This window comes from Pedobacter miscanthi (assembly GCF_003315595.1).
Classification (GTDB): domain Bacteria; phylum Bacteroidota; class Bacteroidia; order Sphingobacteriales; family Sphingobacteriaceae; genus Pedobacter; species Pedobacter miscanthi.
Genome location: NZ_QNQU01000019.1, coordinates 57,794 through 78,774, shown reverse-complemented (window position 1 = coordinate 78,774; position 20,981 = coordinate 57,794). Strand labels below are relative to the sequence as shown.

At 37.4% G+C, this 20,981-nt stretch carries 23 protein-coding genes; 15 read left to right on the top strand and 8 right to left on the bottom strand.

Annotated features, from left to right (window positions below; translation table 11 throughout):
* The first annotated feature begins 24 nt into the window (after nt 1-24).
* From DRW42_RS20135 to DRW42_RS20095, 9 genes are all read left to right on the top strand, one after another.
* On the top strand, nt 25-555 hold the full coding sequence (locus DRW42_RS20135; RefSeq protein WP_244215332.1) for a T9SS type A sorting domain-containing protein: 531 nt from the start codon (nt 25-27) through the stop codon (nt 553-555).
* Nucleotides 556-629: 74 nt separating this feature from the next.
* Nucleotides 630-1,241, top strand: a complete 612-nt coding sequence (locus tag DRW42_RS20130) for a fumarylacetoacetate hydrolase family protein (protein WP_113950631.1) — start codon at nt 630-632, stop codon at nt 1,239-1,241.
* Nucleotides 1,242-1,244: 3 nt separating this feature from the next.
* On the top strand, nt 1,245-2,978 hold the full coding sequence (locus DRW42_RS20125) for a M23 family metallopeptidase (protein ID WP_113950630.1): 1,734 nt from the start codon (nt 1,245-1,247) through the stop codon (nt 2,976-2,978).
* 175 nt (nt 2,979-3,153) lie between these two features.
* Nucleotides 3,154-3,618: a thioredoxin-dependent thiol peroxidase gene (gene bcp / locus DRW42_RS20120; RefSeq protein WP_113950629.1), complete on the top strand. Its 465-nt coding sequence runs from the start codon at nt 3,154-3,156 to the stop codon at nt 3,616-3,618.
* A 57-nt stretch (nt 3,619-3,675) separates the two neighbouring features.
* Nucleotides 3,676-4,521 carry a transketolase gene (locus DRW42_RS20115; RefSeq protein ID WP_113950628.1) on the top strand — a complete coding sequence of 282 codons (846 nt, stop codon included), beginning with the start codon at nt 3,676-3,678 and terminating at the stop codon, nt 4,519-4,521.
* Nucleotides 4,522-4,658: 137 nt separating this feature from the next.
* A complete protein-coding gene (locus tag DRW42_RS20110) occupies nt 4,659-5,615 on the top strand; it encodes a transketolase family protein (protein ID WP_025145704.1) in 957 nt (318 codons plus the stop codon).
* Nucleotides 5,616-5,715: 100 nt separating this feature from the next.
* Entirely contained in the window at nt 5,716-6,276 is a 561-nt protein-coding gene (locus tag DRW42_RS20105; RefSeq protein ID WP_113950627.1) for an RNA polymerase sigma factor, read from the top strand.
* Nucleotides 6,277-6,309: 33 nt separating this feature from the next.
* Entirely contained in the window at nt 6,310-6,981 is a 672-nt protein-coding gene (locus tag DRW42_RS20100; RefSeq protein WP_113950626.1) for a hypothetical protein, read from the top strand.
* A gap of 3 nt (nt 6,982-6,984) precedes the next feature.
* The gene (locus DRW42_RS20095; protein ID WP_113950625.1) at nt 6,985-7,425 is read left to right on the top strand and encodes a hypothetical protein; all 441 of its coding nucleotides are present in this window, start codon (nt 6,985-6,987) and stop codon (nt 7,423-7,425) included.
* Between the two features lie 50 nt (nt 7,426-7,475).
* Here DRW42_RS20095 and DRW42_RS20090 read toward each other — a convergent pair whose 3' ends face one another.
* From DRW42_RS20090 to DRW42_RS20075, 4 genes are all read right to left on the bottom strand, one after another.
* On the bottom strand, nt 7,476-10,118 hold the full coding sequence (locus DRW42_RS20090) for a hypothetical protein (RefSeq protein ID WP_113950624.1): 2,643 nt from the start codon (nt 10,116-10,118) through the stop codon (nt 7,476-7,478).
* On the bottom strand, nt 10,118-10,879 hold the full coding sequence (locus tag DRW42_RS20085; protein WP_113950623.1) for a GLPGLI family protein: 762 nt from the start codon (nt 10,877-10,879) through the stop codon (nt 10,118-10,120). Before DRW42_RS20085 ends, DRW42_RS20090 begins: the two co-directional genes overlap by 1 nt.
* On the bottom strand, nt 10,879-11,646 hold the full coding sequence (locus tag DRW42_RS20080; protein ID WP_158544371.1) for a GLPGLI family protein: 768 nt from the start codon (nt 11,644-11,646) through the stop codon (nt 10,879-10,881). The genes DRW42_RS20085 and DRW42_RS20080 overlap by 1 nt, the downstream gene beginning before the upstream one ends.
* A gap of 130 nt (nt 11,647-11,776) precedes the next feature.
* Nucleotides 11,777-12,004 carry a hypothetical protein gene (locus tag DRW42_RS20075; protein WP_113950621.1) on the bottom strand — a complete coding sequence of 76 codons (228 nt, stop codon included), beginning with the start codon at nt 12,002-12,004 and terminating at the stop codon, nt 11,777-11,779.
* A 244-nt stretch (nt 12,005-12,248) separates the two neighbouring features.
* Between DRW42_RS20075 and DRW42_RS20070 the strand changes: the two genes are divergently transcribed.
* The 6 genes from DRW42_RS20070 to DRW42_RS20045 all read left to right on the top strand — a co-directional run bounded on the left by DRW42_RS20070 (nt 12,249) and on the right by DRW42_RS20045 (nt 18,349).
* On the top strand, nt 12,249-12,971 hold the full coding sequence (locus DRW42_RS20070; protein ID WP_113950620.1) for a LytR/AlgR family response regulator transcription factor: 723 nt from the start codon (nt 12,249-12,251) through the stop codon (nt 12,969-12,971).
* Between the two features lie 17 nt (nt 12,972-12,988).
* A complete protein-coding gene (locus DRW42_RS20065; RefSeq protein ID WP_167437820.1) occupies nt 12,989-14,179 on the top strand; it encodes an aspartate aminotransferase family protein in 1,191 nt (396 codons plus the stop codon).
* Nucleotides 14,180-14,237: 58 nt separating this feature from the next.
* On the top strand, nt 14,238-14,915 hold the full coding sequence (locus DRW42_RS20060) for a response regulator transcription factor (RefSeq protein WP_113950619.1): 678 nt from the start codon (nt 14,238-14,240) through the stop codon (nt 14,913-14,915).
* 244 nt (nt 14,916-15,159) lie between these two features.
* Nucleotides 15,160-16,464 (top strand): sensor histidine kinase, encoded by a 1,305-nt coding sequence (locus DRW42_RS20055; RefSeq protein ID WP_113950618.1) that lies wholly within the window; start codon nt 15,160-15,162, stop codon nt 16,462-16,464.
* 148 nt (nt 16,465-16,612) lie between these two features.
* Entirely contained in the window at nt 16,613-17,722 is a 1,110-nt protein-coding gene (locus DRW42_RS20050) for a M57 family metalloprotease (RefSeq protein WP_113950617.1), read from the top strand.
* 153 nt (nt 17,723-17,875) lie between these two features.
* Nucleotides 17,876-18,349, top strand: a complete 474-nt coding sequence (locus DRW42_RS20045) for a hypothetical protein (protein ID WP_113950616.1) — start codon at nt 17,876-17,878, stop codon at nt 18,347-18,349.
* A gap of 170 nt (nt 18,350-18,519) precedes the next feature.
* On the opposite strand, the gene DRW42_RS20040 is transcribed toward DRW42_RS20045, so the two are convergent.
* The 4 genes from DRW42_RS20040 to DRW42_RS20025 form a co-directional block, all read right to left on the bottom strand.
* Nucleotides 18,520-18,948 (bottom strand): hypothetical protein, encoded by a 429-nt coding sequence (locus DRW42_RS20040; protein ID WP_113950615.1) that lies wholly within the window; start codon nt 18,946-18,948, stop codon nt 18,520-18,522.
* Between the two features lie 113 nt (nt 18,949-19,061).
* Complete coding sequence (locus tag DRW42_RS20035; RefSeq protein WP_108198402.1) at nt 19,062-19,748, bottom strand: RluA family pseudouridine synthase; 687 nt, start codon at nt 19,746-19,748, stop codon at nt 19,062-19,064.
* A 118-nt stretch (nt 19,749-19,866) separates the two neighbouring features.
* Nucleotides 19,867-20,682 (bottom strand): 3-methyl-2-oxobutanoate hydroxymethyltransferase, encoded by an 816-nt coding sequence (panB, locus tag DRW42_RS20030; protein WP_113950614.1) that lies wholly within the window; start codon nt 20,680-20,682, stop codon nt 19,867-19,869.
* A 98-nt stretch (nt 20,683-20,780) separates the two neighbouring features.
* Complete coding sequence (locus tag DRW42_RS20025) at nt 20,781-20,981, bottom strand: hypothetical protein (protein WP_113950613.1); 201 nt, start codon at nt 20,979-20,981, stop codon at nt 20,781-20,783.

The window sequence follows — 20,981 nt, the reverse complement described above, 5'->3', positions numbered from 1 at the left end:
TAATACATTTGCTATAACAATTTGATGAAACTCTACGCTAAGATAACGTTACTCACAAAAATAGCATGCACATTGTGCATCGCATTGCTGTGCGGCGTAAATTCTTATGCGCAACAAGCTGATAGCATTCACATTAGCTTAAAAAACAGAACCAAAAAAGTAGGCAAAATTCCTGAAATTAAAGCCAACATTACGCCTTATAAACCGCTTTACATGTCTATTGGTGGTTCAGGAATGTTCAATACTTACAGTACAACCCCAAAAAATACAACGGTTGCACCGAAAGATAAATTGTTGAACATTGTAAAAATTTATCCAAATCCAGTAGAAGACCAGTTAAATATTATTCTATCCATCGGAAAAGATGGTACGCAAACCTCTATTAAAATCATCGATTTATTAGGGAACGAAGTAGCCACATTGGCCAACGAACGTTTAAATGCAGGCGAGCAGACCAAAAGCTTCAATATCCCAAGCAGGATTAATCCGGGCATCTACTTTTTAAGGGTAATTGCAGGGTCAGAAAGCCAGGTAAAACGCATCTCAGTTTTATAACATCATTTTCTTTTCTATTTTTGATTAATTCGGGTTTGCTCCCGTTAATTTTTTCATATATCATATTCTCAAGAATGAAAATCATCGCCATTGGCAGGAATTATGCCGAACATGCAAAAGAACTGAACAACCCGGTTCCAACAACACCAGTAATTTTCCTGAAACCTGATACCGCTGTACTCAAAGACAACAAACCTTTTTATATTCCTGATTTTTCTGATGATGTGCATTACGAACTGGAAGTGGTTTTAAAAATCTGTAAAGAAGGCAAACACATTGCCGAAAAATTTGCAGCCAGCTATTATGATGAAGTGGGTTTAGGCATCGATTTTACCGCACGCGATATACAAAGTAAACATAAAGAAAAAGGATTACCCTGGGAGCTTGCCAAAGCTTTTGATAACTCAGCCCCTATCAGTATTTTTCTTCCTAAAAGTGATTTTGAAGACCTTTACAACTTGAATTTCGAATTAAAAGTTAATGGCGAAAGCCGTCAGGTTGGGCATACTAAAGATTTGCTATTCCCGTTCGAGAAGATAATCAGCTTTGTTTCACAGTATATCACCTTAAAAAAAGGCGATTTAATTTTCACAGGAACACCACAGGGTGTAGGTAAAACAAACCGTGGCGACAAATTAGAAGCCTGGTTGGAAGGAAAGCAACTTTTAAATTTTGATGTAAAGTAACGAATGATTATAAACCCGATCCATTACAAGTTAAAATTATCCCTTTCAGTTTGTTTTTTAATCGCTTCAACCTTTGTTCAGGCGCAACAGATTTTCAGCACCAATAAATACCCGATTACCGATTTCAGGCAGCCCTTAGATATTACCCCTCCTGCCCTTGCAGGCTCTTTTGGAGAAATCCGTGGTAACCATTTTCACTCCGGTATCGATTTCAGGACCAACCAGCGTGAAGGTTACCCGGTTTACGCCGTTGCTGATGGCTATATTTCGAGGTTAAGGGTACAGAACAGTGGCTTCGGACAGGCACTCTACATCAACCATCCCAACGGTTTTACTACTGTTTATGGTCATTTGCAGCGTTTCGCGCCTAAAATTGCAGGCATTGTTAAAAGCCTCGAGTACGAAAAGAAATCTTTTGAGATCGATGAATTTCCTGATGCGACCTTAATTCCGGTACATAAAGGCGAAATTATTGCCTGGTCGGGCAACCGCGGCAGCTCGGGAGGTCCGCACTTACATTTCGAAATCAGAGACACCAAAACTGAAGAAACCATTAATCCGCAATTTTTCGGGATTGTTATTCCTGATAATATTCCGCCTGTAATCCATGGTTTATATGTTTACCGCCTAAATGGTAAAACTTTTAACGAGTTTACACCCAAACAGGCCATTGCCATTGCCGGGGCAAACGGCGCTTATAAAACCACAGCCCCAATCAGTCTAACCGGCGAAGTAGGTTTCGGTATCGTAGTAACCGACAGGCATAACGGTTTATCGGGAACCAATGGTGTTTATTCCATCCAATTAGAAGTTGACGGTAAAATGGTATATACCTCCGCATTGGAGCGTTTTGCTTTCGAAGATAGCAAAGCCATTAATTCGCATATTGATTATCCAACCTATTTAAATACCAAAAGAAGTATCCAGAAAAGTTTTGTAGATCCTGGCAATCCGTTAAAAATTTACAGCAGTTTGGTTAACAGCGGCCGCATTAACTTTAACGATGGTGCACAACACCAGCTACGCTACATCATTACCGATTCGAAAGGGAATTCTTCTGTTTTGCCTTTTACCGTTAATGCAGGTTCTGCACCAATTGCAGCTCCAATTGTACCTGCCGGAATCATTTATCCGTATAACAAGGTAAACGAATTTAATGCCGACGATGTAAAAGTGGTTTTCCCGATGGGCACTTTATACAGTGATTTAAATTTCACCTATAAAAAATTACCACGTCCAGCCGGAAATGCATGGTCGGCCGTGCATCAGATCCACAACCGGTACACGCCGTTACACATTGGTTTCGATCTTTGGATTAAGGCAGATAACCTGCCGGAAAACCTGCGCAGCAAAGCATTAATCGTAAATTCAAACGGCTCATCGCAAGGCGGAAGTTTCGACAACGGTTACATTAAGGCTACGCCAAAAAACTTTGGCAGCTTTTATATCGCTACTGATACCGTCGCCCCAAGGATTTTCCCGGTAAATATCTCAGAAGGAAAAAGTATGGCCGGTTTGTCTAAAATCTTTTTCAAGATCAGCGATAACTTATCCGGAATCAAAAGTTTTAATGGTTATATAGATGGTAAATGGACATTAATGGAGTTCGATACCAAAACGGCAACACTTTGGCATAGTTTCGACGATAGAACAACTTCAGGCAAGCATACTCTGGATCTGGTTGTTGTGGACATGAAAGAAAATACAAGAAGGTATACAGTGAATTTCTTCCGGTAGGAACAGGATTTTTTGGATTATGGGATTTCATGATCAGGATGTCGTAAAAACTTATACTTTGAACGCAGAAATGTCATCTTTTAACATATCCTGAACAGTATAATCCTTTAAACTGTTTAAATTGCACGTGATAATAACATTCTATCGTTAAACATTCAAAATTCAATCATTATATATGGCAGAGTTAAAAGAAGGTGATCAGGCACCGGCAATTACATCAAAAGATCAAAATGGCAACGAAGTTTCCTTAAGCGATTTTAAAGGCAAAACCGTTGTACTTTATTTTTATCCGAAAGATGATACCCCAGGCTGTACTGCAGAAGCCTGCGATTTCAGGGATAACTACCAGGGTTTACAGGCCAAAGGCATTGTAGTTTTAGGTGTAAGTGTGGATGACGAAAAGTCGCACCATAAATTTGTAACCAAACACAACTTACCATTTACATTGTTAGCTGATACCGATCAGCAAATTGTAAACGACTATGGCGTTTGGGCAGAAAAAAACATGTATGGTAAAAAATATATGGGTACCGTACGTACCACTTTTATTATCGATGGTGATGGAAAAATTGCACACATCATCAAAAAAGTTGACACAAAAAACGCTACACAACAAGTACTCGATTTAATCAATAACTAATTATGATATAGCGGGTAAAATATTACCTTTGCTATGTAACAACAACCTCTTATTTTAATGAAACATACAATTAAAGAGCTAGAAGATATTGCCTCTCAGATCAGAAGAGATATCGTAAGAATGGTTCACGGATGTCAATCGGGCCACCCAGGTGGTTCATTGGGTTGCGCCGATTTTTTTACCGCCCTGTATTTCGAAGTCCTAAACCACAATAAAGATTTCACTATGGATGGTATTGGCGAAGATTTATTCTTCCTGTCGAACGGTCACATTTCTCCGGTTTGGTACAGTACCCTGGCACATGCAGGTTATTTTGATAAAAGTGAATTGGCAACTTTCCGTAAACTGGATTCCAGATTACAAGGTCACCCAACCACTCACGAGCATTTACCGGGAATCCGTGTTGCATCTGGTTCATTAGGTCAGGGTATGTCGGTAGCCATCGGTGCTGCGTTAACCAAAAGGTTAAACAACGATAATTCTTATGTTTTCACCTTACATGGTGATGGCGAATTGCAGGAAGGACAAAACTGGGAAGCTGCAATGTTTGCTCCTTTTCATGAATTAGACCGCCTCATCTGCAGTGTTGATTACAACGGTCAGCAGATTGACGGACCAACTAAAAAAGTACTTTCATTAGATAGTTTACAAGCTAAATTCGAAGCTTTCGGATGGCATGTAATCAATACTGATGGTAACGATATGCAATCTATTGTTGAAGGCTTACATTATGCAAAAACCCTTACAGGAAAAGGTAAACCAATCTTAAATCTGATGAGCACACAAATGGGTGCTGGTGTAGATTATATGATGGGTACGCATAAATGGCATGGTACAGCGCCTAACGACGAGCAATTGGCAGCAGCTTTAGCGCAATTACCAGAAACTTTAGGCGACTACTAAAATAGATTCGAGACAATATATGAGATTTGAGATAAATTATCGCCTGATCTCACAGCTAAAATCTCTGATCTCATATCTAAAAAACAATGAAAACCTGCGAAGCAAGTTTGAACGCAGCTAATTAAAAATATAAAAACGTGAAAAAATATACGTACACAGAAAAAAAAGATACACGTTCGGGTTTTGGTGCCGGCTTACATGAAGCTGGAAAGAAAAACGAAAATGTAGTTGCATTATGTGCCGATTTAGTCGGATCGCTTAAGATGGATGCCTTTATTAAAGATTTCCCTGAGCGTTTTACACAGGTTGGTATTGCCGAAGCAAATATGATCGGTATTGCAGCAGGTATGACTATTGGTGGTAAAATTCCATTCACAGGTACTTTTGCCAACTTCTCAACCGGCCGTGTTTATGATCAGATCCGTCAATCGGTAGCTTATTCTAATAAAAACGTTAAAATCTGTGCTTCTCATGCGGGTTTAACCCTGGGCGAAGATGGTGCAACCCACCAGATTTTAGAAGATATCGGTTTGATGAAAATGTTGCCGGGCATGGTGGTTATCAATCCTTGCGATTATAACCAAACCAAAGCAGCAACTTTAGCCATTGCAGAATACGAAGGACCAGTTTATTTGCGTTTTGGCCGTCCGGTTATTCCTGTATTTACAGATCCTGATCAGAAATTTGAAATCGGTAAAGCCTGGATGGTAAACGAAGGAACCGACGTTACCATTATTGCCACCGGCCACATGGTTTGGAAAGCAATTGAAGCTGGCGAAAAACTGGCTGAACTGGGTATTGATGCAGAAATTATCAACATCCACACCATTAAACCTTTGGATGACGAAGCCATCTTAAAATCGGTTAAAAAAACTGGTTGTGTGGTTACCTGCGAAGAGCATAACAAATTTGGTGGTTTGGGCGAAAGTGTTGCCCGTTTATTAACTACCGAACTGCCAACCCCACAGGAATTTGTAGCTACAAACGATACTTTTGGCGAAAGCGGAACACCAGATCAGCTAATGGCTAAATATGGCCTGGATGCTGTAAACATTGTTGAAGCGGTGCAGAAAGTAATCGGCAGAAAAAAATAAATTTGGGACATTAGATATGAGAAATTAGATGTGAGATTTGAGACGTTGTGTCTAAGCGAATCTCACGTCTCATATCTCGTATCTCACATCTAAAAAAATAATGAAACAAGTTGAAGATTCAGAAATCCTTGCATTGTTTGCTGTAGAGCGCACGCGTAATGAAGCCTTTAACCTGTTATTGAAAAAATATCAGCAAAAAATATACTGGCACATCCGCAGGCTGGTATTAAACCACGACGACTGCGATGACCTATTGCAGGAGGTATTTGTTAAAGTTTGGAAAAACCTCGATAAGTTTAGAAGCGATTCGCAGCTTTATACCTGGATTTACCGCATTGCCACCAACGAATCGATCACTTTTTTAAACAAGCAAAAACAGCGCAGCAATACCCCTCTGGATGAAGTTTCGTCCGAACTTGCGGATAACCTGGTTGCATCATCTTACTTTAACGGCGACAAACTCGAGCTTAAACTGCAAAAAGCCATCCTTACACTACCCGAAAAACAACGCATTATCTTCAACATGAAATATTTTGACGATATGAAATATGAAGAAATTTCGGAAGTTTTAGGCACCTCGGTAGGTGCTTTAAAAGCGTCATTTCATATTGCGGCAAAAAAAATTGAAGCTTTTATAACAAATGATGAGATAGACTATTAAACCTTTTCACTTTAATTGTATCATATATCTGTGATGAACGAAAATATAGAAAATAACGACTGGATGAACGAAGCTCCTACCCTTGCGGCCATGGGCAAACGCAATCCTTTCTCCGTTCCTGATGGATATTTCGAAAATTGTGAAGAGGCTATTTTTTCTGCTGTCTTTTTAGATAGATTAAAACAGAAAACCACAAACAATAATTTTGAAGTTCCGCAGAATTATTTTGAAGAATTAACGGAGCGCATTGAAACCCGCATAGCTTTAGAAACAATGCCTAAGGCAGAAAATGCTTTTGCCGTTCCTGAACATTACTTTGATACTTTACAAAGCAGGATAACGGATAAAATTGCAGCGCTGGAGCCCGAAAAACAACCTGATGCTAAAAAAGAGGAAAAGGTTATTCCTTTATGGCGACGTAATCTGGTTAAATATGCAAGTGCCGCATGTTTCTTATTGATGGCTTCTTTTGGTGTTTATTTTTATCAGAACGGATCAACAAATAACGTTCAACAGGTACAATCGGCAGAAGCCATGAACGAGCAAATGTTATACGATATTGACGAAAGTACGATCATCGATCATTTAGAAGCTCAAAATAAAACACAAAATATCAAAACTACTTCTGCCTCAGATACAGAAATGGAAAACTACATCCTGAGCAATTTCTCTTCTAGTGATTTATCTCAGGAATTAAATAATTAAGAAATGAAGAATTTAATTTTTGTTGCTTTAATGTTCATATTGCCTGCTACCGTTTTGGCGCAAAGACCAAGCGGAGAGGAAATAGAATCACTTAAAATAGCTTTTTTTACTCAAAAACTGGATTTATCGCCTGAAGAAGCCAAAATTTTCTGGCCCATCTACAATGATATGCAATCTGAGCAAAATGCCTTGCGCAAAGAACGCATGCAAAAAATGATCTCTTTCCGTAAAACTACCGAAATTGATAATTTAACCGATGCACAGGTACAGAGTTTGATCACCAGTGAATTCGATTTTAAGCAAAAAGACCTCAACCTGGATAAGAAATATTACGCCAGGTTTAAATCTGCATTGCCCATTAAAGTGGTAGGTAAGTTTTACAGGGCACAAGAAGGTTTTAAACGCGAACTGCTCAACAGGTTTAAAGGCGGGCAAAGACCATAATAAAAAAGACTTACAGCGATGTAGGTCTTTTTTGTTTTAAAGCAAGTGAACTATTTTATCGACATCGATACATTAAGCATAATATATCTGCCCAAAATCGAAGACGAATAATTTGACGAAGATACCTCACTAATATTAAAATTGGTAAAGGCCTTAAGATTCGCCAGGTTTTTCCCTTGAATGCTATATTTAAAACTTCCTTTCGCAGGATTATATTGAAGTTCTGTATCAATCAGGTTAAAATTCTGACCATTCATTTTATACATATTGTATGATGAAAAGTTAAAAATCTGATCACTGATTTTATATCTATATTCGATTGTATATCTATATGATTTGTTTTCTGCAACCTGCCGCTCTTTGCTCCTCGTCGAATTAAACTGTAACTCTGCCCCCAACCCAAAATTGATAGGCAGATTAAAGCCTGTATTTATTTTTAATAAGGCATTTTGATTAAAAGCATGGTATTCGTTTACAACATCTACTACTTTACCGTAATAAGCAGAATATGATGGCGTATAATTAGCTGTGATTGATAAAGAAAATAATGGAAAAAACTTCTTGGCAGAAAAATTCGAGCTCATCGTTTTTATGCCACGAAATGGCTCTTTCCTTGAATAATTTAAAGTATTATCGAAGAAATTGGTATAGAGAAATCCATATTTACTGTAGCTTCCATTTATAGCAATATTAAGGTTAAAATAGCTGTTGGCAAAGTCATTTAAATTATAGTTTATATTTAGTACATGTGTATTATAATTATAAAAATTGGTTAAACCACTGTTAAAATTCCGAAGATCTGTTAGAATATAGTGTCCATAATATTCAATCGGTTGTGGATTTATATTTTTATAGTTATACCCCACTGAAAGCTGTTGTATATCTGATAATTTATAAGAAAAACTCAAACTAGGCTCCAAAATCATATAAGTACTATCTTTCCCCATATTTTTCAAAAACAGTAAGCTCGATTTTAACTGTGCCTGAATTTTTATCGGTTGGTTATCATAAACATATTTTCCGATTACGTAAGTTTGGTTTTGTTTAAACACATTATCATTGATGTAAGCATTCCCAATCGGAATCTGATTGTCTTGATATCTCCCTAATAGATCCGACTTTATTGTAAAATCATTAGCCTCGTTGCCAATATTTAGGTATAAAAAGCTCGTATTAGATCTTTTTAAACCTTCAAAATCTAATTTCAACTTAAAATTATTATTGTTTACCGTTTGAAGTAAGTTTTGTGTTCCGTTAAACATAGGGATACTTTGATAAAGCGCCGAACCGGTTTCGTATTTTTGCCCAACATCATCTGTTAATACCCTGGCCGAAATTAGATAAGCTGTTGTTCGGTTTACTTTTACCGTATATTTTAACTGCGCATTAAAATTTCGGTTTAGATCAGCCTGATTCTGCAGAACGCTATCTCCAATTAGATTATTGTACACTGAATATGCAATGCTATTGAATCTTTCGGGCACTTGTTTGTAAGAGAATTTAGCCCAAAAACGGGCATTGTTTTTAACAAGATAATCAACGCTAAAATCGGCTTTAAAAGTCTTATTCAGGCTTTTCCTATTATCATTATCTTCGGTATATATAGCATTTGGACCAAAGTAAGTGCTACGCATCGTTGTTTGTCCATATAATTTATTCCACAGGTAAATTACACCGTAACCTATCTTAAACCTATCTGTAAGTCTTGTTATTGCATTTGCACTTCCATGTATAGCATTATTAAGGGTGTACGATGTTGCGTCGAATGGATTGTAGGTGCCAACCTGATGCCTGATAAGTTGATTACTGCCAGTAAATGCCCTATTTTCATCAACCAGTTCTAAAGGATTCTGGTTCGATTCTGTACTTAGGTTATTATGATTGGCAAAAGCGAAGACCTTTGTTTTATCAATAAAAGAAATCAAGTTGGTAGATATTATTCTTCTGTTATTGGTACCTAAACCACCGTCGATACTACCTATTACTTTTTTAGCCTGTTTATTCTTGATTTTTAGGTTTAAAACAATGTCGTCGCTATTAATAATACCTTTAAGCAGGTTGTCTTCTACATAATGTTCTAGCGCCTGCACTGCTTCTACAAATTCGGGCTTAAGATTTTTAGTTATGGCCTTATAGCCCTCACCTGTTAAATCATCTCCTTCCAACAATACTTTACTTATTTTTTTGCCCTTAAAAAAGATTGTACCATCTTTATTTACTTCCATTCCGGGCATTTTTTTGATCACACTTTCCAGATTTCGGTCTTCGGGGCTCGTAAACCGTTGAACGTTATAGGAAGTAGTATCATTAGTGACCTGAACTGGATTAGGTGCTTTGATGTAAATCTCATCCAACTGCGTTTTATCCTCTATCAAGGAGAAATTATGTTTGAATATTGCCTGTTTTACCAAATCGGCACGGTTGATAATTAATGTATCCTTTTTGTAACCAATATATGCGGCAATCAAGAGGAATTTAGCAGATCCATCTATCTTGCCCCCGATATTATAATTCCCTTCATCATCAGAAAAGCCATAAAATAATAGTTCTTCATCACCAAAAGTTTTAAGCTGGATGGAAGCAGAGGGTAATTTTTCACTGTTTGCTGATATTGTACCAGTTAACTGAACAGTTTGACCCAAAACTTTATGGGTCAGAAAGAAGGTTGCCAAAATAATAAACCACCTTAGCATTAAAATTTTTCTTGTTTTTCGGGAAGATTAATAGTTACATTGCTTATGCGCCCACCTTGAAAAGTTGTAGTTGTTCTACTCATTTTTTCAATATCAGAAAGTTTCTTCTTAAACAGGTTTATAAACTGTACTGGAGTAATAGGCTTATCCTTAGCATACTCTACTGGAACAGCTATAATTTTATCATCAAACTTTGCTTTTAAATTAATTCCGGTTAGTTCATAATCGAATTTAACTTCGCTATCTGTTACTTTAACAATCAAACCGGGTAAGCCTCCAAATTTCCAGGGCCCCAAAGGCAATGGAACTTGCTCTGTAAACCACACTACGTAATTCCTACCCCTAAAATTTAAGTTTGCCTTTGTACAGGTATAACCTAAAATCTTTTTATGCTCTGATGTTATTTTCCACTTAAAATTATTTAAGGTATCTGCGATTATATATTGTTTAGATATGATAAAATCGCTAACTATAAGTTTGTTTAAACGTAAATCTTTATAAACGAAAGATGGTTTTTTAGATTTAACAACTACAATTTCGCTGATCTCTGTTTCAGATTTTTTTTCTGTAATGGGGATTAATTTTTTAGGAATGCCTAATTCTAGCGATTTTACTCCTTTAAAATAAACAATATGGTTTACCTCGGTATTGGTAATGCCTGCTCTCGTAATTAGTTTATAATTTAATGTTCCCTTTGATTGTGCTTGTAGAGAACCAATTAAAATAAAGGATAGTATTGAAATGCTTACTAATCTTATCATTAGAATTTCTCTTGTTTCTCGGGCATATGGATATTTATCGTTCCGGTAATACCTTCGGGCGTGGTTTGTTCAACCTTAGATAGTTTAAAATAATCCTCAAGTTTTTTCTTATACAAAATTCTAAACTCCTTATAGGTAACAGCCTTATCTTTTTCATAGGCTACAGGAATACCAATTACTTTGTTTTCAAATTTTGCATTCAGATCAATACCTGTTAATTCGTATACAAAATCAGATTTTGTGTCTTTAACCATTAGAATTAAGCCAGGTAGTCCACAAAATTTCCATGGACCATTTTGAATAGAAATATCTTCTGTGTACCAGGCCTCATACAATCTTCCTCGGAATTCAGTTTCCGCCTTTTTACAATTTAGAGTCCCAATTTTCCTCTTTTCCTTTAATATCTTCCACTTAAAATTATTCAGAGTATCTGTTAACAATATTTTGTTTGTACCAATGTAATCAGATAACAATATTTTTTTCTTTGAAAAATCTTTATATAAAAAAGTTGGTTTTCCTGATTTAAGTACCCGAACTTGATTTAAATCATCAACGGGAATATTGCCAGCTGGATTTTTTGGTTTAACCCTCAATTCTACAGAACTTAACTTATCGAAATAGATAATTAAATTCTGCTCCATCTTTCTACCGAGGCCTTTCTCATTAATTGTCAGTTTGTAATTAACTGTCCCTCTTTGCGCTTTTGCGCAGAACGAATGAAAAAGAAAAATTATAGTTAAAAAGTTTAATAAATATTTTCTAAGCACGATATATTGTTTAAGATTTGACACTCAATTTAGTTCGCTTACATCACAATCGATTAATTTTAGTTTGTGATAAACCGCCACAATGAATTGAAACGTAAACGAACTGACTACTTAAGACTTAATTTCAATACTAAAAAACTGAACTATCTCCAGTGGCTAAAAAATAAAAGTACCTGGCAGTTTTTACTGCATGTTCACAAGTATCCGATGTCACATCAGCAGGTCCCCAAACCGCGCCACCGTCTTCATCTACAACTGAGTAATGTACAGTACATTGTTTTAAGGCTAAATATCCTTTTTTTGCAAATGCACCAACACCCATCAGACACATCATCATTACAACTAAAATTTTCTTCATTTTTTTTTAAGATTTAAGGTTAATTATTTGATTAATTGTTCCTCAAACCTCATTTATAAAAACCTAAAATAAAATTTTCTGCATCAACAACCGTCGAAGCGACATGAACGACCATCGAGGCGACATGAACGACAATTTTTATATTTCATGATTATTTTTCATTTGGAAATCCGTAACATAACTATTACTTTAGGCTTAAATTATCCCGAAATAACATAATGAAACGCTTTAAATATTTAGGGAAATGTATACCTGCCTCGCCATTGATGATGAACTTTCTGCGATAGAAATCATTACCGATTATGTTGCTGCTCAGCCACAATTAAAATTGCTAAAATCATATAGTACTGCTGAAACTGCGCTCAAAGAAATCGAAAACCTTAAAAAACCGGTTGATGTGATCTTTCTGGATATCGAAATGCCAAGCATGAACGGTATTGAACTGGCCAAACGCATTAAACATAAAACCCATAAACTGGTGTTTGTAACTGCTCATGCTGCATACGCCATTGATTCTTATGAGCTCGAAGCAGATGGTTTTCTGTTAAAACCCTTTTCGCAAGGCAAATTCGATCAAACGGTAAAGAAATTATTTTCAACGACTCCATCTACCCAAGTCGATAAGGTTGATGATTTTATTCTCTTAAAAAGTATTGAACAAAGGAACAGATTTATCAAAATTAAACTCGATAAAATTTATGCCGTGGAAGCACAGGAACGTGATATCAAAGTACATTTAGAGCATGAAGTTATTTTCTCCAATTCGAGTTTTGCTGAAGCTTTAGCTTTATTACCTCACGAAAAAGGTTTTTCGCGGGTACACCGATCATTTATTGTTGCAGAAAACCAGGTTAAAACATTAGAAAGATCTTATATCATACTAAACAATGGTGTTAGAATCTCCATCGGCAGAAAGTATCTCGATTTTTATCATAAGATGTCGAAGAAGAAAGAGAATCTTGCTTAAATCCGTACTTTTGTGCCATGCTTACCCAACGTCAGTTGTTTTTACAACACAATGCACAAACCTCTCCCGAACCGCTAATGCTCGAATTTGTCAGGGCAAAAGGCGTTTATATATACGATGCTGCCGATAAAAAACATTTAGATCTTATTGCCGGTATCGGCGTAAGCAATGTTGGCCATTGTCATCCGGCTGTAGTTGAAGCCATCCAAAAGCAGGCCGAAACCTATATGCACCTGATGGTTTATGGCGAATATGTGCAAACTCCACAGGTAAATTTTGCGAAGGCCCTTGCCGATATTTTGCCCTCAAATTTAAGCTGTACCTATTTTTTAAATTCGGGAACAGAAGCAGTAGAAGGTGCTATGAAACTTGCAAAACGTTACACTAGGCGCAAAGGTTTTATTGCCTTTAAAAATGCTTATCATGGCAGTACACAAGGTGCTGAAAGTTTAATGGAAAGTGATTTTTATTCGTCAGGCTATGGTCCGTTTTTGCCTCATGTAAGTTTTATTGAACACAATAACATCAATGATCTCGAAAAAATCACCACAGAAATTGCAGCAGTTTTTATCGAACCCATTCAGGGTGAGGCCGGAATACGTGTAGCCGATTTAAGTTACATGCAGGCATTAAGGGCAAAATGCACTGAAACCGGAACATTGTTAATCTTCGACGAAATACAGTCGGGTTTTGGCCGCAGTGGTAAAATGTTTGCTTTTGAACATTACCAGGTTGTACCCGATGTTCTACTACTCGCCAAAGGTATTGGTGGCGGAATGCCGATTGGTGCTTTTATCAGTTCCCTGCAAATCATGTCGGTTTTGTCGCATACACCTATTTTGGGCCACATGACCACTTTTGGCGGCCATCCGGTTTGTTGCGCAGCAGGTTTAGCCACTTTACGTACACTTGTTGATCAGCATATTGTGGATGAAGTGGAAGAAAAAGGCCAATTGTTTAAACAGCTTTTAAAGCACCCCGCCATAAAAGAAATCAGGGGAAAAGGTTTGATGCTGGCGGTTGAATTCGAAAATTTTGAGATCAACAAAAAAATCATTGATGCCTGTATCCTCGATGGCGTACTTTCCGATTGGTTTTTACATTGCAGCAATTCTATGCGCATTGCCCCTCCTCTAATTATCACCAAAGAAGAAATTGAAGAAGCCTGTGCGATCATATTAAAAAATATTAACTTAGTTGTAGGGTAAACGCATAACGCTGAGCGCAAAGCGCATGGCGGTTAAACATTAAAACACAGTTAGCAGAATGAACGTACTCATAGTTGAAGATGAAAAGAGCCTGGCGCTCGAAATGGATGAATTCTTAAGTAAAGAAGGCTTTATTGTAGAGCATGCATGGAAAAAATCTTCTGCGGAAGAAAAGATATTTGTAAACAGCTACGATTTCATCTTACTCGATTTAGGTTTGCCTGACGGCGACGGTTTCGACATTTTAAAACAGCTTAAGGCTACCAAAGACCGTGATGATGCCGTAATTATTCTAACGGCCCGGAGCGCGGTTGATGATCGGATTAAAGGACTTGATGAAGGTGCAGACGATTACCTGCCAAAACCTTTTTCATTAAATGAACTTTTGGCCCGGATGCATGCCATTACCCGCAGGAAACATAAACTAGAGAAAAACGAAATCAACGTTCATGATTTTCTGCTGAACATACAGAACAGAACAGTATCTTTTGGAGAAGAAAGATTAAACCTCACCAAAAAGGAATTCGAAATTTTCAACTACCTGGTATTGAACAAAAACCGTGTAGTATCGCGCATGAGTTTAACAGAACATGTTTGGGGCGATATCCTAGAGGTAAACTCTGATTCGAACTTTGTTGATGTCCATGTTAAAAACTTACGTAAAAAACTCGCCTCGGTTAGTCCTACTGATTGGTTTGAAACGGTGAGAAGTATTGGGTACAGGATTAATTGCTAGAAAGTCGGGAAGTCGGAGATCCGGGTATGAAGCTTAGTGGGTTAGTAGCTCGAGTCAGTAATCCCCAGAGCGTAGCCGAAAGGTAAACAATCAACCAGTTAACCCTAGAAGGGTACATTGGGCAATTTGCTTCAACAATTTAGCAATCCCACAATTAAACAATTAACTCCACAAAACAGTTAACCCAGTGGCTAATGACCAATCAACAAATGACCAATGAACCAATAAAACATCATCTATCCAAATGAAGTTACAGGTTAAGTTTTCTTTATATAATGCTATCACCAAAATCGCCATCATACTGGTATTGGGTTCGATCATTTTATTTTCGTTAGACCGACTTGCCTATAACCAGCTCGATAACCGATTAATTAAAAAGAAAAATAAGATTCTCGAACATTTAAGTAATAATGAGATAGACAGTTTGTTAAATAAGGAGCAATCTTTTACCGATTACAATATTTTAAAGGAAGAGTTTATCGTTTTAACCGATATTGCAGATAACCAGTCTGATTCTACCGCTAAGGTTTTTACCGAAAAAAGGGAAATAGAGGGTGATGTTGAAGTTTACCGCATCCTGAATTATAAATTTTCCTATCAGAAAAACTGGTACAACCTCGAGATCGGCGAAACAATGACCGCGCTTCAATCGATCAAAAATTCGATCCGTTTTTACATGCTCGTTGTACTGGTTGCCGCTTTATTGATTACCCTGGTTGCAGATTTTACTTTTTCCAACTTCCTGCTCAAGCCCTTTTACCTCATTATCGATAAAAAAATCAACCTGGTTAACGATCCTTCGCATTACGACTACCAGAATATCCCCACCAGCACAAATGATTTTAAAATCCTCGATAATAGTATAAACTCGTTAATGCGCAAAATAAATACGCTTTTTGCCTTAGAAAAACAGTTTATTGCAAATGTATCGCACGAATTGCTTACCCCTATTTCTATTTTAAGCACACGCTTCGAAAACATGCTCAATACGCCCGATATTCCGGTAGAGCACGAAAATAAAATCTATTCTTCTTTAAAAACGCTGAACCGTTTGAAACTGATTATCAATAGTTTATTGCTAATTTCCAAAGTAGAAAACAACCAATACCTAAAAACAGAAGAAATTAGCCTGAAGCAGGAAATAACCGACATTCATGAAGATCTGGAAGACCGGATTGCAGATAAAAACATTACTTACAAGGCCGATCTAAGCAAAGATTTCCAGTTTACGGGTAATAAAGCGCTTATCCATACCCTTTTGATCAACATCATCAATAATGCGATTAAATACAATGTTGAAGGCGGCTCCATTACCATCAGTGATAAAGCAGAGGCTGAAAAATATATACTCACCATTAGCGACACCGGCACAGGCATGAGCGCCGAACTGGCAGAAAATGCGTTCGATCGTTTTAAAAGAGGAAACAGCGAAGAGAACGGTTTTGGATTAGGACTCGCCATTGTACACAGTATTGCTAAATTCCACAAAATCAGGGTCGATATTAAATCTGAGGAGCATAAAGGCACCAGTATTTCGCTGTTTTTTTAAACAATAGATTAAGGTTCACCTTTCAACAGGCCGTCGATTAGGCCAATAGCGATATATGCACATAACATTACACATAAGTAAAAAATACATTACAAACTAAAAGCGTAGTTTTTTTGAATTATTTTTCAGCTTATTTTATAAACATCCCATGAAAAAATTAATTAGAATCTCGATGATTGCTGCTGTTATTGCAATAATTTCATCTTGCCACAAGCAGGAAATCCCCTCTGATAATACTGGAGGAGCTATTCCCAAATCGATATTGGAAAAAATTAAGGCCAAAGGATTCAGTACCTTCGGTGTACAAAGGCTTGACAAAGGTTATATAGTTGAAGGGGATATCTTCCTGAGTGAAAAATCTTTGGATGAAACCCCGAACGTTACCACACTTGCAGTTGCAAAAACCGAGCAATACCGTACAAATAATTGTGTTTTAGGTCTTCCAAGGGTAATTACAATTTCTGTAAGTAACTTAAGTCAATCATTTATCGATGCTACCGACATTGCCATCAACAGATATAATAGTTTAGGTTTAAGAATTTCTTTTCAACGGGTTAGCAGCGGCGGCAACATTAATGTAATCGGCTTTTATAAACTTCCAAATCCGGATAATACCATAACACTTGGAAGTGCAGGTTTTCCAGATAATTCCGGGAATCCTTACAACGAGATCAAACTTAATACCTATTACTATAATAACAGTTTTAGTGTTAATTTACTCGCGTCAACCATACAGCATGAGATTGGGCATACTATAGGACTCAGACATACTGATTATACTACTCGCGGAAGTTGTCCATATTCTAACCAGTACGACGAAGGACAAGAGGAAGAAGGAGCCATACACATCCCAGGAACGCCTTATACAACAGATGCAGAATCATTTATGTTGGCCTGTAGCAACAATACCGACCGCACCTTCAATCCAAATGATGTTTATGCCCTCGAATACCTATATGGCATTCCAAGAAATGTTACTGGTGAAGTTTCAAGCGATCAGTCTGGTACAACTTCCATTTATTTTTACAATGCAAGCAATAACGACCTGGTATATTCTTTTGGCTTTGGTGGAAGCGGTTCGTTTGCACAAAATACAATATTGCCCAATGGGATATACAACATAAAAATAGAGCATAGAAGTTCGAAACCTACATTCAGTTTACAGGTTACTTCAAGGGTACCAATCTATAACATATCAAACGCAGTAACAATTAATAATGTAGAACTACAGGGCGCCATCAATTTCAAAATATTCTAGCAAAAATTATATCAAATATTTTTTTGACGAAAAATCAAATTTAATCCGAAACCCTGCATTGCAGGGTTTCTCTGGATATAAATAGTTTTTAAAATCAATTTTAACCATTCTGGCAGGCCCTTTGCTTAATAAAAGCAATCAACCTATAAGAAAATGAAAAACATCATCCCAGTATTAAGCGTAGCTGCTTTATTCATGGCTGCCTGCCAGGGCGGTACCGCAAAAAAGACCCAGGCCAAAATAGATTCTACCATTGTAACCAATGCAGAAACTGCACCAGATTCGGTTCAATGTTATCAATACATTAAAAACCGGGATACCGCGACGCTATCGCTCAAAAATGAAGATAATAAAGTAACAGGCACACTCGGCTATAATTTATACGAGAAAGATAAAAATGCAGGTACAATTGCCGGTATTGTTAAAGGTGATACCATTATTTCAAACTATACTTTCCAATCAGAAGGGCAAACCTCAGTGAGGGAAGTTGCTTTCTTAAAAAAAGGCGATCAGTTGATCGAAGGTTTCGGTGATGTGCAGGAAGTTAAAGGCGAAACCAAATATAAAGATCTCAGCAAGTTAAAGTTTGATGGATCGCTGGTTTTTGGTAAAATTGAGTGTAAATAATTTTATAAGTTGGTCGGGATTTACAATCCCGACCTTCGGATTGTGGATTTGTAATCCACGGTCTAATTTTGTTAGCAAATCGATAGCACTTTAGTTTCTGCCACGGATTTAGGGAAAACACAGATAAATTTCTCGACTTCGTTATGCTTCAGTCGAGATGACGATTTATTTTATTTCCCTACCGCATCCTTCGCTGCCTGTGTCCACTCTTCGCTTAGTTTAAGCACATAATCAGAATACTTTTGTATTTCATCAGGCTTTAACTTAGCAGCCCAGCCTGTTGCCTGATTTGCCCAGGCGGTATATTTATCGCTGATGGCTTTAATTTCTGTTGCATTTTTGCTTTTTACAGCAGCAACATATTCATCTTTTAGCTTGCTGTACTCAGCCAAACCTTTATTCACTTCTTCGCTCGAAAAAGTTGGCACTTCGGTTTTAACGGTCTCGGTAGTGGTGGTTGTTACCTTGGTAATGGTGTCGCCTTTTGCAGAAATTTCTGTAGAATCTTTGGTCGTTTCTGTTTTTGTAGTGCTATCGCAGGAAACTAACGAGGTAGTAAGCAAACCTATTGCAGCTACAGATAAGATGGTGTTTTTCATGATTAATTTGGTTTTTAATCCTGAACAGACTAAATATGATGCCAAATCATAAAAAATCCGGTCAAATATTTAAATATTATGACCGGATATCTCAATTATATTAAATTGTGATGTTATAAATCCTCAAATCGTTCCCAAAAACCATCAACAGGTAATTTGGCAAAAATATTTACAGGTTCCTTTTTAACAGGATGTATAAACTGCAACCTGCGGGCATGCAAACAGATGCTACCTTTTCTGCTTCCCCGTGGATAACCGTATTTGTTATCTCCCATAATCGGGCAGCCCATTGATGAGAGCTGCACCCTGATCTGATGCGAACGGCCTGTTAAAGGGTCTACTTCCAAAAGGTAATAATCGCCCACTTTAGCCTTTACTTTATAAGATAACTCTGCCCGCTGACTTCCGGTAACTTCGGTATTATAATAAGAAACCACGTTTTTCTGTGGGTTTTTAACCAGCCAATGGATTAAAGTAGCCGATTCTTTTTCAGGTTTGTTCTTTACCACAGCCCAATAAGTTTTCTTTACCTCGCGGTTTTTAAAAACAGCATTCATCCGCTCCAAAGCCTTACTGGTTTTAGCAAACAGAATTACACCACTTACCGGCCTGTCTAAACGGTGTACCACTCCTAAAAAGGCACCATTAGGCTTGTTATATTTTTTAGCAATATATTTTTTTACCTGTTCATCCAAAGGCTCATCGCCGGTTTCATCAACCTGCACAATATCACCCGCCCTTTTATTAATGGCGATTAAATGATTATCTTCAAAAAGGATGTCGTTATCGGTAATGGGCATTGTAAAGGTTAACGGGTTAATTGTTTAAATTGGTTAAACTGTCTTGAGGTGTTCTGGTCATTAGTCATTTGTTGATTGGTCATTCGACTTAGGACTTTAGACTCAAGACTCCGGACTCTTAATACTGTTCTTTTTCATTCGGGAAATCATTTCCCTTCACATCGCGGATGTAAGATTGTGCCGCACCTAAAATTTCGTCGTAAAGGTTAATGTACTGTCGTAAAAAACGGGGTTTAAATCCTTTGGTTAAACCGATCATATCATTTACCACCAAAACCTGTCCGTCGCAGTGCTGCCCTGCACCAATACCAATGGTTGGAATATTTAAACTTTCAGTAACTTCTTTACCTAAAGCAGCCGGGATTTTCTCTAAAACAATGGCAAAACAACCTGCAGCCTGTAAAGCCAAAACATCGGTTTTTAACTTATTGGCTTCTTCTTCTTCTTTCGCACGAACGGTATAGGTTCCGAATTTATATATCGATTGAGGGGTTAATCCCAAATGTCCCATAACAGGGATACCAGCAGTTATAATGCGCTGAACGGATTCGATAATCTCTTCACCACCTTCTAGTTTAACACCATGTGCACCCGATTCTTTCATGATCCTGATGGCAGAGTTTAAAGCTTCTTTCGAGTTTCCCTGGTAAGAACCAAAAGGCAGATCGACCACCACAAAAGCACGTTTAACTGCCCTGATTACTGAAGCAGCATGGTAAATCATCTGATCAAGGGTGATAGGCAAAGTCGTTTCGTGACCAGCCATTACATTTGAAGCAGAATCGCCTACCAATAAAACGTCTAAACCAGCATCATCCAAAATGGTTGCCATAGAATAGTCGTAAGCTGTTAGCATCGATATTTTTTCCCCACGCTCTTTCATTTCCTGTAAAATATGCGTGGTAACACGTTTGATTTCTTTATGTACCGACATGGGATTTGTTTTGTGTTGCCAAAAGTATTGTTTTTTCTTTAATTAAGCCGAAAGACCAAAGGTAAAAGACCAAAGCAATCTCAGACTAAAATCATTTTTTATATAAACGGGGTTTCGTTGCTTTCGGCTTTGGTCTTTCTGCTTTTAGCTTTAGTCTTTCTGCTCAACCTTATTTCATTTTTCTCTTTATATTTCGAATCTAAATCCCTATCTTTGTACCCCGAAATGGAAGGGATATATTCATCTTTTTTTGCACCCTGCAAATACGGCTTTAATGCCGAAAGCCATTCTTTTTTCAA

Coding starts and splice junctions, on each gene's coding strand:
- DRW42_RS20135 (WP_244215332.1), top strand. CDS start 25: ATGAAACTCTACGCTAAGATAACGTTACTCACAAAAATAGCATGCACA.
- DRW42_RS20130 (WP_113950631.1), top strand. CDS start 630: ATGAAAATCATCGCCATTGGCAGGAATTATGCCGAACATGCAAAAGAA.
- DRW42_RS20125 (WP_113950630.1), top strand. CDS start 1,245: ATGATTATAAACCCGATCCATTACAAGTTAAAATTATCCCTTTCAGTT.
- bcp (WP_113950629.1), top strand. CDS start 3,154: ATGGCAGAGTTAAAAGAAGGTGATCAGGCACCGGCAATTACATCAAAA.
- DRW42_RS20115 (WP_113950628.1), top strand. CDS start 3,676: ATGAAACATACAATTAAAGAGCTAGAAGATATTGCCTCTCAGATCAGA.
- DRW42_RS20105 (WP_113950627.1), top strand. CDS start 5,716: ATGAAACAAGTTGAAGATTCAGAAATCCTTGCATTGTTTGCTGTAGAG.
- DRW42_RS20100 (WP_113950626.1), top strand. CDS start 6,310: ATGAACGAAAATATAGAAAATAACGACTGGATGAACGAAGCTCCTACC.
- DRW42_RS20095 (WP_113950625.1), top strand. CDS start 6,985: ATGAAGAATTTAATTTTTGTTGCTTTAATGTTCATATTGCCTGCTACC.
- DRW42_RS20090 (WP_113950624.1), bottom strand. CDS start 10,118: ATGCTAAGGTGGTTTATTATTTTGGCAACCTTCTTTCTGACCCATAAA.
- DRW42_RS20085 (WP_113950623.1), bottom strand. CDS start 10,879: ATGATAAGATTAGTAAGCATTTCAATACTATCCTTTATTTTAATTGGT.
- DRW42_RS20075 (WP_113950621.1), bottom strand. CDS start 12,004: ATGAAGAAAATTTTAGTTGTAATGATGATGTGTCTGATGGGTGTTGGT.
- DRW42_RS20070 (WP_113950620.1), top strand. CDS start 12,249: ATGTATACCTGCCTCGCCATTGATGATGAACTTTCTGCGATAGAAATC.
- DRW42_RS20065 (WP_167437820.1), top strand. CDS start 12,989: ATGCTTACCCAACGTCAGTTGTTTTTACAACACAATGCACAAACCTCT.
- DRW42_RS20060 (WP_113950619.1), top strand. CDS start 14,238: ATGAACGTACTCATAGTTGAAGATGAAAAGAGCCTGGCGCTCGAAATG.
- DRW42_RS20055 (WP_113950618.1), top strand. CDS start 15,160: ATGAAGTTACAGGTTAAGTTTTCTTTATATAATGCTATCACCAAAATC.
- DRW42_RS20050 (WP_113950617.1), top strand. CDS start 16,613: ATGAAAAAATTAATTAGAATCTCGATGATTGCTGCTGTTATTGCAATA.
- DRW42_RS20045 (WP_113950616.1), top strand. CDS start 17,876: ATGAAAAACATCATCCCAGTATTAAGCGTAGCTGCTTTATTCATGGCT.
- DRW42_RS20040 (WP_113950615.1), bottom strand. CDS start 18,948: ATGAAAAACACCATCTTATCTGTAGCTGCAATAGGTTTGCTTACTACC.
- DRW42_RS20035 (WP_108198402.1), bottom strand. CDS start 19,748: ATGCCCATTACCGATAACGACATCCTTTTTGAAGATAATCATTTAATC.
- panB (WP_113950614.1), bottom strand. CDS start 20,682: ATGTCGGTACATAAAGAAATCAAACGTGTTACCACGCATATTTTACAG.